This is a genomic window from Embleya sp. NPDC020886 (genome assembly GCF_044333915.1).
In the GTDB taxonomy this organism is placed as follows: Bacteria; Actinomycetota; Actinomycetes; order Streptomycetales; family Streptomycetaceae; genus Embleya.
This window is the reverse complement of sequence record NZ_JBIRRX010000018.1, coordinates 39,646-53,035: the sequence shown is the minus strand read 5'-3', so window position 1 is coordinate 53,035 and position 13,390 is coordinate 39,646. Positions and strand designations below refer to the sequence as shown.

The window sequence follows — 13,390 nt, the reverse complement described above, 5'->3', positions numbered from 1 at the left end:
GCCGCGCCCGCCGTGTCGGTGCCCACCCGTACGATCTTTGGTCCGGTCGTGTCCGTCCCCGCCCACGCGCGATCGTTCCGGGCCCGTCGAGGCCCGCCGTCGACCAGCTACGGAGCCGCATGATCAACGACATCGTCATCACCGGCGCGCGCGAGAACAACCTCAAGGACGTCTCGCTGCGCATCCCGAAGGACCGGATCGTCGTCTTCACCGGTCCGTCCGGGTCCGGCAAATCGTCGATCGTCTTCGACACCGTCGCGGTCGAATCGAAGCGGCAACTCAACGAGACCTTCTCCGCGTTCGAGCGCAAGTTCCTCCCGCGCCACGAACGCCCGCACGCCGACGCGATCGAGAACGTGTCGCCGGCCATCGTGGTGGACCAGAAGCCGATCGGGTCCAACTCCCGCTCGACGGTCGGCACGATGACCGACATCAATCCGCTCCTGCGGGTGCTGTTCTCCCGCATCGCCCAACCCTCGGCGGGCACCCCCGGGGCGTACTCGTTCAACGACCCGAGCGGCATGTGCACCACCTGTGACGGCATCGGCCGGACCGTCCGGGCCGACCACTCCCGCCTGTTGGACCGCTCCCGATCGCTCAACGACGGCGCGTTCGTGCTCGGTCTGCTCGCGGTCGGGATCTACCAGGCGTCCGGACTCTTCGACAACGACAAGCCGATCGCCGACTACACCGATGCCGAGTTCGCCCTGCTCACCCGAGGCGACCCGGACCGGGTGATCAAGTTCAAGTGGGTCACCCCGGACGGCACGGCCAACGTCACCTTCGAGGGCCTGTACACCCGCTTCGACCGGCTCTACGTCAACCGCGACGTGTCCACGCTCGGCGCCAAGACCCGGGAGACGGTCGAGGCGTTCCTGACCGAGGGCTCCTGCCCGGACTGCGCCGGCGCCCGGCTCAACCCGGCCGTGCTCGCCGCACGGATCGACGGGCGCAACATCGCGGACCACTGCGCGCTCGAAGTCGGCGATCTGATCGAGGTGTTGGCCGGGATCGACGACCCGATCGGCGGCCCGGTGGCCGAGGCCGCCTCGGCCGCACTGCGGCGGATCGTAGGCATCGGTCTGTCCTACCTCAGCCTGGACCGGGAGACCTCCACGCTCTCCGGCGGCGAGGGACAGCGGCTCAAGATGGTCCGCCACCTCGGCTCCAGCCTCACCGGCATGACCTACATCTTCGACGAGCCCAGCGTCGGCCTGCATCCGCGCGACGTGCACCGACTGAACGAACTCCTGGTCGCGCTCCGGGACAAGGGCAACAGCGTGCTCGTGGTCGAGCACGACCCGGACGTGATCGCGGTCGCCGACCACGTGATCGACATGGGCCCGCAGGCCGGGTCGCACGGCGGCGAACTCGTCTTCGCGGGCACCGTCAAGGAATTGATCGACTCGGACACGCTCACCGGCCGCTTCCTGAATCGGGGCACGGTGGTCAAGACCGACTACCGCACCCCCACCGGGCACATCCCGGTGCGCGGCGCGAGCCTGCACAACCTCAAGCACGTCGACGTGGACATCCCGACCGGGGTGCTGACCGTGTTCACCGGCGTCGCGGGTTCCGGCAAGAGCACCCTGGTGTCCGAGGTGTTCACCGGCGCGCACCCGGACACGATCGTCATCGACCAGGCCGCCATCGTGGCCAACTCCCGTTCCACGCCCGCCAGTCACCTCGGCATCATGGACCCGATCCGGGCCCTGTTCGCCAAGGCGAGCGGCGAGCGGCCGGGCCTGTTCAGCTTCAACTCGGCCGGCGCCTGCCCGGCCTGCCAGGGACGCGGCTCGATCACCGTGGAGATGGCCTTCATGGATCCGGTGACCACGATCTGCGAGCGCTGCGAGGGGCGGCGCTTCGACGACAAGGTGCTGGGACATCCGCTGCGCGGCAAGTCGATCATCGACGTATTGGCCCTCACCGTCGAGGACGCGCACGAGTTCTTCACCGAGAAGCGCATCCGGCCGCACCTGGCCGCGCTCGCCGAGGTCGGTCTGGGCTACGTCACACTGGGCCAGCCGCTCGGCACGCTCTCCGGCGGCGAACGGCAACGGCTGAAGCTGGCGGGCGAGTTGCACAAGACCGGCAGCGTCTACGTGCTCGACGAGCCGACCACGGGACTGCACATGTCCGACGTGGACACCGTGATCGCGCTGATGGACCGGCTGGTCGACGGCGGCAACACGCTCCTGGTGATCGAGCACAACCTGGACGTGGTCGGTCGCGCCGACTGGGTGATCGACCTGGGTCCGGACGGCGGCAAGCACGGCGGCACGGTGGTCTTCGAGGGCACGCCCGAGCAACTCCTGGCTGCGGAACACTCGTTGACCGGCGAATACCTGCGTCGCAACCTCGACCGGGACGCGAACCGGCGGTAGAGCCGAGACGGGGTGGGGCGTGCGGCCGACCGCCGCCCCACCCCCGAGGCTCAACGCCGGTCGCTGAAGCGGATGTCCAGGCTGCGCAGATAGGTCTGCAGGCCCGCGTCCTGAATCGGGATCAGGTGCGCGGGACTACCGGACTCGTTGTGGTGGGCATGCCACTTTCCCGGCGGCGTCACGAACGCGCCCCCTGGTTGCCAGTCCACTCGCTGCGGATCGACGATCTCGCCGTGCTCGTCGAGCCGATCGCCCAGCAGCGTGAAGCAGCCCGGCTCGCAGTCCAGGATCAGGTCCAGGGCGACCGACTGGTGCCGGTGCGGGCGTTGGATCTGGTCCACCGGAAGCAGGCCGAACATCGCCCACAGGGTGTGCGTGACGGTCAGCGTCTGGTCCTGGTCGACGGTGTTCAGCAACACGCTGACCCGGTTCTTGGCGTTGGCGCCGGGGGCCTCGGCGATCCGGGTGAGTTCCTCCACCGCCCGATGCCGGGAGAACTTGGTCGGCCGGAATCGGGCCTGATTCGGGGTGACCCCGAGGTAGCGCAGCAACGGCTCGTCGTGCACACAGCACAAGCACGAATGTACCTTTGATTCATGGTCGACGACTTGGTAACGCGAGCACACTGGGGTGATCTTTCCGGGCAGAACATAGCCGGACTCGTTCGCCTTTCATTCGAGCAGCTCAGCAAGGAGGAAGAGGAAGCCGAGCCCACACTTGAACGCCCCTACTCGGGAAAGGACATCAAGAGCCGCGAAGAACAGGAGAAGGAAACCAAGACGTTTGTAGAAAAGCGCGGAGGTACCTACGTCTACACATACGAAGAACCCGACACGAGCGCTTGGAAGCGCAAGCGAATAAGGTTGCCCGACGGAACTGTTGGGTATCGCGTAATCCGTCCCATTTTCGAGGGAGCATTAGAAGATCTCAAGAAGGGGATGGCACCCAACGGGGTCCGCGTCGACGGGTTAATCGTGTCCGACATCGACCGGCTTACCCGCGATAACCGACACTTGGAAGATGCAATAGATGTAGTCGTCCGATTCCGCCGACCCATCATTGATATCACGGGAACGCTAGATCTCCTCACCGAGAACGGCCAAGCAGTCGCACGAATGTTGGTCACGATGGCTAACAAGGCGTCAGCAGCCACCTCACGACGAGTCCACAAGAACCACCAGGCCCGCCAGGCAGCCGGAATCCCGGCGGGCGGCACACGCGCATTCGGGTGGGAGTCCGATAAACGGACATTGAGGCCCTCCGAAGCAGCGGCCTTGCGTGAAGACATCCCTCGGATAATCGCAGGGGCCTCAATCGGCAGTGCGATTCGCAAGTGGAACGCGGCCGGACTGTGGACGCCGAGGGGTAGTCTGTGGAATCGCAACATGGCAATCACGATGCTGCGCAACCCCCGACTTTGCGGATACCGCTCCCGCATCGTTCGCGAATTCCATCCGGAGACAGGCTCCGAACACACGCGCATAGAAATCTGTCTAGACGCTGAGGGAAATCCAGTTATCGGCCAATGGGTGCGCATAGTCGATCCCGAAGTCTGGGAATCCTTAATCGAAGTCATCCGCCCTTCAAGAACGCCGAGCGCCGGCAGAAACGCCCGCGTATACCTTGGCGTAGGCACCTTCCGATGCGACAAGAACGGATGCGGGCGTAAGTTACGAGGAACAAAGGCCCCTCCCAGCCACAAACAACCGCCCGGAATGTATTACTACAACTGTCCCAGCAAATCCACAGGCCAGGGATGCGGTGGGGTAAAGATCAACGGCCCAGAAGCAGACAAGTTGCTCAAAGAGCTTGTCATTCTCAAATACGAATCAGAAGCCGTCTCGCGTGATGCACGCGCAGTTCCCGACGAATGGGAAAAGGAAACGGAGTTGTCCCGCGTGCGGGAAGATATGGAGGCTGCCCGAGAAAGCCGCCGTGTCGGCGAGATTTCGTCACGGCTCTATTACTCCGAGTTGGCACGGCACGAAACGAGAGAACGCACGCTTCTCGCAGAGCGAACCCAATGGTTGCGCCGACGTTACGCAGCCGAGGCTCCACCGATCGACCTTCGTCGCGATTGGGACAGCCTAGAATTGGATGAGAAGTTCGCCTATGTTCAACGCGCTCTAATCGCTATCTCTGTGGCGCCTGCCGTACGTGGTCGGCCGCTACGCGAACGTTTAACGCCGTACTTTCGCGGCCCCGAGGACTAGACCTTTGCGGTACGCGGTAACTTAGGGGCATTGCTCGTGGTTACCGCGTACCCCAGGATCGCATTCGCACTGCACCACTGTGCTTCGGACCAGGCAGGCGCATTCGCCACTTGCTCTCGAACCCACTGCTGATCAGCCGAGTCATCCTCAGCCGTGGGCGTGGCGCGGCGTGTCTGCGCATCGGTTGCTGTCATATGTAGCCCCGCCGCCCGGTCGCCGGTTCACGCGCGATCTCACGCTGTCGGACGATGTCTTCAGCGATTCCTGCGGCAATCTCGGCCTCTCCGGGGGTGTGGCCGTGTCCGGTGAAGCGCCACATGGCGAGCGTGGTCACCCCGTCGTCCCCGACCTCCGGTTCGTCGGTGCGTTGGTGATCGGCACGAGCCGCCCGCAGGACCCCGTAAGTCGTCGAGTAGGCGCGCGACTTCGTAAGGCAGTGGCCCCGGAAGGCCAGCGTGTGTGCCCAGGCGCGCATGCGCAGGTGTGCCAGCTCGGGAAGTCCGCCCAGGTCCCAGCAGGTGCGCAGGAGGGCCCTTACGTGGTCTGTGACGGGTAGCAGTTCGATCGTCGCGCGGTGGGTGATGGGGGTGTCGGTGCCGCCGCCGTCAACAGTGGACTTCGTGACGTACTTGGCGAGGTACGCGGCCACCGCGTCATCGGTCGGGGCGTGTTCGTCGGTGACCGCCCGCAGCGGACGCACGTCGAGTTGCCGCCCCCAGCGCAGGACGTACGAGCCGAGCGCTTCCGACTCCGGAGCGGGCACCCGTACCGCAGCGGCAGCTTCGGGGACGAGTCCGGCGACGAGGTCCGCCGAGGCCCAGGCCGGCGGAGGCGAGTCGGGTCCGTCGGGCCCGTCCAGGCGCACGACGATATGCAGGTGGATCGCGCCGCGCGCCTGATACTCGGCGACCTTGGCGAAGGACACCCGGACGTGCTCGCGCAGGCGTGACCGGGGGATGCCGGCCGCCGAGGCCAGGCGCCGGCGCAGGGTGTGTGCGAAGCCGTCCCACAGGCCGCCGGCGTGTGCGTTCCACAGCACGTGGTGCGGGTATTCGTAGCAGGCCCGGCACAGCGGCTGCCCGAGGACGCGATCATCCGGCGAATGCGTGAGAGGGCAGCCGCGGTGCCTACCGTGGGTGCAGAGGTCACCGGCACGTCTGGGCCGGCAGGACCCGTGTGTGGTCGCGCGGTGGACCGGCCCGAACGATGGGGCCGTCAGCGTGACGAACAAGCGAGGGTGGTCGCGCACGGCGGTGGGCACGTTCTTGCCGCCGACCAGGCCCGCGCGGACGAGGTGGAACGTGTCGCCCTGGTGTTCGTAGGAGCACGGCGCGCACCGCGACGCCCGCCGGTTGCGGCAGCGCACGGCCAGCCGGCCGCCGGGTTCGGTGTCGGTGGAGTAGGAGGAGAGCACCGTCCCGGACGTGTCACGGGTGACGGTGGATCCGCTCAGGTAGATGGGGTGTTCGCATCCGCCGGTTGCGCGGATCTGTTCGATCCAGCGCTCGAACCGGGGCAGGTTGGCAATGCGAATCAGGTCCTGGTCCACGGGGGAAAGCGCGGCCAGCCGTGCCCGATGGTCGTATCGGGCACGGCTGTTGCTGTGGGGAGGGTGGTCGGTGTTCGGGGTGGTGCTCGACAACGGTGGTCACTCCTGACACGAGAACGGCGGTGAGTCGGGAGCGCCGCGCGGCGCCGGAGAGTGGTCACGGGGTGTCCTTTCGTGGGTGGCGATGTGTCGGGTCGGAAGGGTCAGCGGATGGCGCCCTTGCCCCGGCAGCAGCGGCACTTGCGGCGCCGGCCGGTACGGGTGCGGGTGCTGCGGTCGCCGTGGCAGATCGGGCACAGGACGGGACGCATGCGCACGTGGTGCTCCTTGCTTGGAGGTTCAGCCGGCGTGGAAGACCACGGCTGCCAGGGAGGCGACGAGCGCCGAGATCGAAGGCGCGAGTGCGGTTTGTGCGAGGTAGAACCCGAAGAGGCCGACGACGCAGACTTGCCAGACGCGGAGTTCACCGGCGCGGACGAGCATGAACACGATCAGGGCGAACACCACGATCAGCGGGAACGTGGCTTGGGAGTCGGTCACGGGTTCCCCCCGCCGCAGGTCGCAAGGGCCAACCTCAGCGCCGGCAGGTCGGGGGTTTGTGCGGCATGGGTTGCCGAGATGAGCGCCGCCTGCTTCGGGGAGACCAGGACCGACCGCGCCCGCGTCCACTCGCCGCCGACACCGGTAAGAACGGCGACGCCCGGTTCGTCGGCGGATATCGCCTGGGCCGCGTCGACCGCGTCCGGATCCAGATCACCGAGGACCATCTCCGCCGTCCCGGGGTCGGAGACGCGGTGGCACACGCGGCCGGCCAGTTGCGCCCGCAGCGCCGTTGCCCCCGGTCCCAGGTCCGAGCCCACCCGTTGCCCCGCGACGACCAGGTGTAGGCCGAGTGCGGCGCCGAGTTGGGCGAGCCGCACCAGCGCGGTGGCCGCCCGCGCCGCTTCGTCCTTGTCCGCGCGCGAGGCCGCGAGGAACAGCTCGGCCACTTCGTCCACCAGGACCACAATCGGCATGGGTCGCTTGCCGTCCGGCAGTTCCCACACCGAGCGAGCGTGGGCGAACCGACAGATGGCCATGCGTAGTTGCGCCTCCACCACCAACGCGTCAAGGAGCGCCGTGGCCTCTCGGCGGGTCGTGGCCAGCGCCGACAGACGCGGACCGAACAAGCCCAGTTCCATGCCGCCCTTGAGGTCGATGCCGACCAGGGCGACGGGTTGCGGAGCGAGCCGGGTCACCAGCGCGGCGAGCAGCGTGCTCTTCCCCGATCGCGTGGCGCCGACGATCAGCCAGTGCGGCACGGCCCGAAAATCGATCACCCACGGTTGACCGTCCTCCCGCCGACCGACCCGGGCGCACATCAGCGGTTCGGCCGGGCCGGGCCCGACCAGCGCGGACAGGTCCGCAAGCGGGTCGGTCGACAGCGCGGTGAGGCGGACCCGACCGCGCTCAGGTGAGGCCACCCGCACGGCGTGTACATGCCAGGCGTGCGCCAGCGAGTCCGCCGCAGCGGCGAAGGCGTCCGGGGTCTGCCCGGGGTGCATGCGCACCGTCACCGCCAGGCCGCCCGGACGCGGCCGGGGGATGCCGATCCGGGGCGGGATCGGCCGCAGCGGCTGCCCGCGCACGATCAGCGTCCCGAGCAACGCCAGTGCCGGACGACGGGTGATGGTCAGGCCCCGCTCGATCGTCAGCGAACGCCACGACCGCAGCACCCGCACCGCAGCCGGCACGAACCCGACCGCGTACCACCAGCCCACGGGGAAACGCCGCCGCAGCACCGGAGCACCGGCGACCAGCCCCGCCACCAGGACCAGCAAGACCCAGATCAATAACTGACGCACCATCAGGCGTCACCGCCCTTGTCCTTGCCGCCGCGCAACGCCGACGCCAACGGGCCGCCGGCCGCAGGTTCGGCCGCCACCGCCGGGGCGATCGAGTCGGCCCGGAACGACGTGCCGTGCCGGCCTCCCTGCTCCCAGGTGAAGGCGACCAGGCCCACCGCGACGATGCGCAGACCCTCCACGATCCCAACCGGTTCGCCCGACACGGCGATCTCGATCACCGACGCGCGCCGGGTGTTCTGCTGCCGGACGGATACACCGACCGTCCAGACGGTTTCTCCGTCCTTGTCGATCTTGAGTTCCCCGGTTTCCCGGTTGACGAGCTTGGGTTCCGGCCCCACGACGCACAGGAGCGTCCCGAGCCGGGTGACGTCCACAGGAATGGACTGCATGGGGTGTGGCCTCCAGCCACTCACGGACGCCCATCGGTTGTCGGACGTCACTTGTCATGACAAGTGTCAAACACAAGGAGGCGTGACGCAAGTGACTTGTCAGGACAGGTGACATCAGCATGGGTGGCGCCGTACAGTCGGAAGCAGACGAACCCGCGCCCACGGTGAACCGCAGCCACCGACGAGGAGACCCCATGGATCTAGTCCGACCCGCCGCGCTCTACAGGCAGTTGGCAACAGCGATCAGGGGAGATATCGAGTCGGGAGAGTACCCCCCGGGGTCGTTGCTGCCGTCCGAGAGTGCCCTGACCGAGCGGTACGGGGTGTCCCGTCCGACCGTGCGCCAGGCTCTGGCCGCACTGAGGACCGAGGGATTGGTCACCGTCCAACGGGGCCGGGGATCGTTCGTGCGCGCCGCCCAGAATGCGCCCGCCGTGACCCTGGACCGGACGATCACACGCAGCGCCGGCCGCTACGCCGACCCAGGCACCGAGTGGTCCCAGGACGAGGAACCCACCGCCTACCGCACCACCACCGACGCCATCACCGGGCCGGCCCTGGGCATGAACGAAGGCGAAGCAGCGTTCGGCTGCGACCGCCTGATCACCCACCGGCCCACCGGCACACGGGCGATGGTCCGCACGATCGTCCCGTTCGCCACCGCCGCTGGCGCCGAACTCGGAAACGACCCCACCCGCCCGCAGCCGGAGCTATACGCCGCGCTCGAAGCGGCCGGCCACCGCCTCACATGGCACGAGACCGTCACCGCCCGGACACCCACCCCGGACGAGACCACCGCGCTACGGCTGCCCGAGGGCACCCCCCTGCTAGTCGTGCACCGAGTTACCGCCGGCACGGCCGGACCGCTGATTCTCGAAGAGACCAGGGTCGGCACCGCCGCAGTCGCCTACCCGATCGTGGCCAAGGGCCGCGCCAAGGCCACCGCGCGGGAATGACCGCCCCGACGCACGCCCGATCCGTTCACCCACCGACGAAGGAGTCACCGTGACAACGCCGAACACCCCCGACAGCCCCTCCGTGATCGTGATGGCCATGTCCCCGAGCGATTTCTCGCGGCTCTGCCAAGACGGACAGCCGTGGCGAACTGCTGCGCCCCACGACCCTCACCGGTTCGTCGTCGTCGACGACGCGCCCGAACTCGCCGACCACTGGGCCCGCGCGTACTGGGTCGGCGACAACTGGATTTCGGTGATGCTCATCCGGTCCTACCTCGAAGCCCGAGGCCACAAATTCCAGATCGTCCACGACGACACGGATATCACTCACGCCGGATACGTCGTACTCACGAACTACTACATTGCGGACGCCGGCTAGCGCTCAGGATTCCTTCCGATAGGACGACGGACAGTCGTCACTGCGGAGATCGAGACCGAACCACTGCAAGGACAGGACGTCTACGGGCTTTCCGTCCCTCGGGATGGAAAGCCCGTAGTTTCCGGCCTCGAATGATTGCCCGCCGCCGGCCCAGACGTCACGTCCGTAGAATTGTTCGTCCCCCCAGGTCCCATCCCAGTGCAGGCACGTGTGCTCGGGTGGCGTGAAAGTCCACGTCTCCGCCATGGCGCACGGCGCAAAACGGGTTCCGCTCGGCAGGACCCACACGGGCCCCGGATCATCCGGAGACTTCTCCGCCACTACGTGCACCCGGGTATCTCCCGCCCTGTTGTTGCGGGTCCGCCACATGCGTGCTTTCGCCGCCGCCGGCCCGCTCGCCCCCCAATAGCCGGCGGGTACGTCGTCCTTCGCGTTGAGCAGGTCCCCGAGCGCCCCGCAGGCAGCGTCCGCCCCGGGCACGGTGACCAGCGAAGTACCCGACGCGGGCAGCGGATCGCCGTTCACGTTCTCCGCCCACAACAGCGACGTGTGAACCGCCCGCCAGGGACCCTCGCCCCTGCTCTGGCGAAAGACCACATACATGGTCCGTTGATCCGAGAGGACAGATATCCTCTGACTGGAGAGGAAATACCGGTCCGCCCCCGGCGGAGTCTGCCCCGTGGGATAGACACGGATATTCTCCACCGACTTCGGATAGTAGAATAGCGTCGGACTTTGCCCGTACTTCGCCACTCGGGATATACGATTCGCATCCGACCCGAGAATGATTCCCGATTCCAGGTCCTTGAGCGGGGCCGCATTCTTCGTCTCGAAGGCCGTTTCCTTCGCCGCCCAAAACGCGACGACGGTCGCGCGCGCGTCGGATTCGGATATGGCTGGCACCGGCGCCGGAGGCGACGCCACGGGTGGTAAGGACGGAGCCACAGACGTGAGGGCGGGGGGCGAGGACGAGCGTGCGGACCGCTCCGAGGGATCGCCACCCGCACACGAAACCGCCGCCACCGCCAAGATCATCAATAAACTCTTTTTCTTTTTCCGGATCATGCACGGGAGCCTAAACACCGTGTCAACCGAAATACCCGCGCGCGAAGATCATTCCGTCGGCCGAGAAACCGACCGCAGACGACCGGCGGAAGCCCCGCCCTGTCGATCCGGGCGAGGCCACTCGCGCTCAGGCCGGGTCGATGCCGTCCGGGTCGATAGCGTCCTGGTCGACGTCGTCCGGGTCGGCCGGGCGTGCCGGCCACAGCACCACATCCCGGAAGTCGTCTTCCCCGTCGACGTGATCGCGGTCGTGCTCTTGGTCGTGGTCCACGCATCCTCCTGTGTCGGGCCCAAGCCCCAGAATGGCCGAGACTTTCTCTACTTACTCAAGCCCGGCGCGTTCCGCGCCGGGGGCGGGCCCGCCCGGGGCGCCCGCCCCGGGCGTGCGGCGTGGCCGCCGATCCCGGGTCGACACCCCGGCCGGCCCCGCCCCCGTACACGAAACCGACGCGACATCGAGCACCAGGACGTGCACGTGGTGCGGCCCGCCCGGTACACGAAGCCGGCGCGGCAGGTCCGGCACAGCGGCTGCCCGAGGACACGACCATCGAGCCGGCGCGCGAGTGGGCAGCCGCGGTGCCTGCCTTCACAGAGAAGACACCGGTACGTCTTCCCCCGGGAACACCTCGCTCCGTGGGGGCCGGCGTCCGCAGTCTTGAGCCACCTCCCCGCACGGGGACCCCGCGTCGGGCAAGGCCGGGGGCCCTCAGTGGGGAATTCGGGTGGGGAGCGGTGCTCCCCACTGTGCCGGCCAGCGTACGGGCCCCCGACCATGCCCGACCCCCGCACGGGCAGGACACCGGCCCAACACTGCGGACGCCGACCGCGCGCACCAGGCCGACACGTCACCGGCGCGGGGTTCACAACAGAGGAGGCGGGGTGATCCCAGGTGGGACCCACCCGCGCACCGCCGATACGGGTCAAAGGTGCCGGCCGCCCATGCTCACCCGCGTTCGATCGGGTCCCACGGGACAACCGGTGCGTGCACGGCATGACGGGACACGACCGCAGACCGCGCCGGGCCCTATGCCGCGCGAGACACCCGCCGCAGCCGGCTGGCCACCATCCGAGCAACGGCCACCGGCAGCCGGACATCCACAGTGGCGCAGCCGTCCGCCCCGGACACCACCACCACCCGGGCACCGTTGATGCCCAACTCGGCGAGCACGACGTTCAGTTCATCCGCCGCAGCGGCAGCGGCACGCCACGCCCCCAGATAGTCCACCCCGGCCACCCACAGCGACGATCCGGGATCCCAGTCCTCAGCCACCCCGCAGCCGTCTAGGTGACCCGTCCCGTCCGCACCCTCGTCCATGTCCACCGTGTCTCCTCCCAACGCCCGCCCAGCACAAGGACCTTGATGGACCGTCACGCAGAACTCAGCGCGACAACCCCGGTACCATCGGTACCGGGGTTCCATCAGGGCCCCACCCGGACCACCCCCATCCCCGCCAAGGTCGCGGGGTGGTCCGGACTGAACTATTCGGTTGGTCCCGGGGGATGCCCGAGTCGCGTCAAGGCATCCCCCGGAGGTCGATGGCGGCACCCGCCTTGGACAGGCGCCGCCACCCGTCGCCGCCGCGACGGCCCCGGAAGGGGGGCGCGCTTCCGGGGACTTGCAAGGTGCCCGAAGGATCGAACTTCGGACACCACCCCGCCGGGTCCGAACGGCGGACGGATTGACACACGCCCGCCCCGGCGAGGCACCCGGAGAAGTGGAACCGGACACTCCTCCGAGAACTCGAAGCGGTGCCCGGACCGCTCGAAGTCCGGGCACCGCCGCCCCGCCACCAGCAACCCAGTTTGCGGGCAGGGCCCACGGAAGCGAGGGACGAATTCGCAACCGTGGCGATCAAGTGGCGCCCGGACCATGCAGATCCAGGCGCCGGACCCTGTCGTGAGTCGAGGAGGCACCACTTCCCCGCGTTCCGACAGAGCCGCCCCCGGGGGGGGAAGGCTCAACAACCCCCCGGGGAAGCGGGAACCGCCGACCGTGCCTCAGCGCAGCGGCCCCCGCCGATCATGAGAGCCTCACGGCCGACCGTGCAGGCCATAGGGACCCAGCACGAAGCGCACCCACACGGATTTCCCGTACTCGCGCCGCTCCCAGACAAGATCGTCCGCGACGCAGCCCACGGCCAGCAGTCCCCGATGACCACACGGCAGGTGCGTCAAGTTGGACGCGGACGGACGTAGGACATCCGACGCCGGCATGGTGGGGAGGCAGGGCGACCCGTCGATGACCTCGATGACCAGCGCCCGACGCGTCCAGAGCCACGCCCGCACCGTGATCCCCACACTGGGATCCACAGGGGGAGCGTGTTTGACTGCATTCGTCACCAGCTCCGAGACGCACAACTCGCAGTCATCGCTCAGGACGCACAGATCCCACCGGGACAGCACATCACGCGTCCACGCCCGCGCTCCGGCCACCGAGGCAGGCACTGACGCCCACACCTCATCCCTGCCGAACGCGAAAGCCCCACCTGGCACACACCCGGAGCTGCACCCGCCCGATCCGAGCGCCCACGACCCATTCCCCAGGTCAAGGTAGGGCGACCCCACGATTGCTGTCCGCTCGGCCGGGTCCTGCGTGATCATTAAG

13 protein-coding genes are annotated in these 13,390 nt (G+C 68.0%); 4 read left to right on the top strand and 9 right to left on the bottom strand.

Annotated features, from left to right (window positions below):
* Nucleotides 1-119 precede the first annotated feature (119 nt).
* Nucleotides 120-2,387 (top strand): ATP-binding cassette domain-containing protein, encoded by a 2,268-nt coding sequence (locus tag ACH4U8_RS39280; RefSeq protein ID WP_395782902.1) that lies wholly within the window; start codon nucleotides 120-122, stop codon nucleotides 2,385-2,387.
* A 50-nt stretch (nucleotides 2,388-2,437) separates the two neighbouring features.
* Here ACH4U8_RS39280 and ACH4U8_RS39275 read toward each other — a convergent pair whose 3' ends face one another.
* On the bottom strand, nucleotides 2,438-2,953 hold the full coding sequence (locus ACH4U8_RS39275) for a hypothetical protein (protein ID WP_395782901.1): 516 nt from the start codon (nucleotides 2,951-2,953) through the stop codon (nucleotides 2,438-2,440).
* 30 nt (nucleotides 2,954-2,983) lie between these two features.
* Here ACH4U8_RS39275 and ACH4U8_RS39270 point away from each other — a divergent pair, with 30 nt between their 5' ends.
* Nucleotides 2,984-4,600, top strand: a complete 1,617-nt coding sequence (locus tag ACH4U8_RS39270) for a recombinase family protein (RefSeq protein ID WP_395782900.1) — start codon at nucleotides 2,984-2,986, stop codon at nucleotides 4,598-4,600.
* Between the two features lie 190 nt (nucleotides 4,601-4,790).
* Here ACH4U8_RS39270 and ACH4U8_RS39265 read toward each other — a convergent pair whose 3' ends face one another.
* The 4 genes from ACH4U8_RS39265 to ACH4U8_RS39250 all read right to left on the bottom strand — a co-directional run bounded on the left by ACH4U8_RS39265 (nucleotide 4,791) and on the right by ACH4U8_RS39250 (nucleotide 8,385).
* Nucleotides 4,791-6,242: a replication initiator gene (locus ACH4U8_RS39265; protein ID WP_395782899.1), complete on the bottom strand. Its 1,452-nt coding sequence runs from the start codon at nucleotides 6,240-6,242 to the stop codon at nucleotides 4,791-4,793.
* 246 nt (nucleotides 6,243-6,488) lie between these two features.
* A complete protein-coding gene (locus tag ACH4U8_RS39260) occupies nucleotides 6,489-6,689 on the bottom strand; it encodes a hypothetical protein (RefSeq protein ID WP_395782898.1) in 201 nt (66 codons plus the stop codon).
* Complete coding sequence (locus ACH4U8_RS39255) at nucleotides 6,686-7,996, bottom strand: FtsK/SpoIIIE domain-containing protein (protein WP_395782897.1); 1,311 nt, start codon at nucleotides 7,994-7,996, stop codon at nucleotides 6,686-6,688. The genes ACH4U8_RS39260 and ACH4U8_RS39255 overlap by 4 nt, the downstream gene beginning before the upstream one ends.
* Nucleotides 7,996-8,385 carry a hypothetical protein gene (locus ACH4U8_RS39250; RefSeq protein ID WP_395782896.1) on the bottom strand — a complete coding sequence of 130 codons (390 nt, stop codon included), beginning with the start codon at nucleotides 8,383-8,385 and terminating at the stop codon, nucleotides 7,996-7,998. The genes ACH4U8_RS39255 and ACH4U8_RS39250 overlap by 1 nt, the downstream gene beginning before the upstream one ends.
* A 194-nt stretch (nucleotides 8,386-8,579) precedes the next feature.
* On the opposite strand from ACH4U8_RS39250, the gene ACH4U8_RS39245 reads away from it, so the two are divergent.
* Together ACH4U8_RS39245 and ACH4U8_RS39240 are read left to right on the top strand one after the other, a co-directional pair.
* On the top strand, nucleotides 8,580-9,341 hold the full coding sequence (locus ACH4U8_RS39245; RefSeq protein WP_360315885.1) for a GntR family transcriptional regulator: 762 nt from the start codon (nucleotides 8,580-8,582) through the stop codon (nucleotides 9,339-9,341).
* Nucleotides 9,342-9,390: 49 nt separating this feature from the next.
* Nucleotides 9,391-9,720, top strand: a complete 330-nt coding sequence (locus tag ACH4U8_RS39240) for a hypothetical protein (RefSeq protein WP_360315883.1) — start codon at nucleotides 9,391-9,393, stop codon at nucleotides 9,718-9,720.
* A gap of 3 nt (nucleotides 9,721-9,723) precedes the next feature.
* Here ACH4U8_RS39240 and ACH4U8_RS39235 read toward each other — a convergent pair whose 3' ends face one another.
* The 4 genes from ACH4U8_RS39235 to ACH4U8_RS39220 all read right to left on the bottom strand — a co-directional run bounded on the left by ACH4U8_RS39235 (nucleotide 9,724) and on the right by ACH4U8_RS39220 (nucleotide 13,386).
* On the bottom strand, nucleotides 9,724-10,785 hold the full coding sequence (locus ACH4U8_RS39235) for a hypothetical protein (RefSeq protein WP_395782895.1): 1,062 nt from the start codon (nucleotides 10,783-10,785) through the stop codon (nucleotides 9,724-9,726).
* Between the two features lie 127 nt (nucleotides 10,786-10,912).
* The gene (locus ACH4U8_RS39230; protein WP_395782894.1) at nucleotides 10,913-11,056 is read right to left on the bottom strand and encodes a hypothetical protein; all 144 of its coding nucleotides are present in this window, start codon (nucleotides 11,054-11,056) and stop codon (nucleotides 10,913-10,915) included.
* A 753-nt stretch (nucleotides 11,057-11,809) separates the two neighbouring features.
* Nucleotides 11,810-12,106 carry a hypothetical protein gene (locus tag ACH4U8_RS39225; protein WP_360315874.1) on the bottom strand — a complete coding sequence of 99 codons (297 nt, stop codon included), beginning with the start codon at nucleotides 12,104-12,106 and terminating at the stop codon, nucleotides 11,810-11,812.
* Nucleotides 12,107-12,816: 710 nt separating this feature from the next.
* Nucleotides 12,817-13,386, bottom strand: a complete 570-nt coding sequence (locus ACH4U8_RS39220; protein WP_395783024.1) for an ATP-binding protein — start codon at nucleotides 13,384-13,386, stop codon at nucleotides 12,817-12,819.
* Nucleotides 13,387-13,390 lie beyond the last annotated feature (4 nt).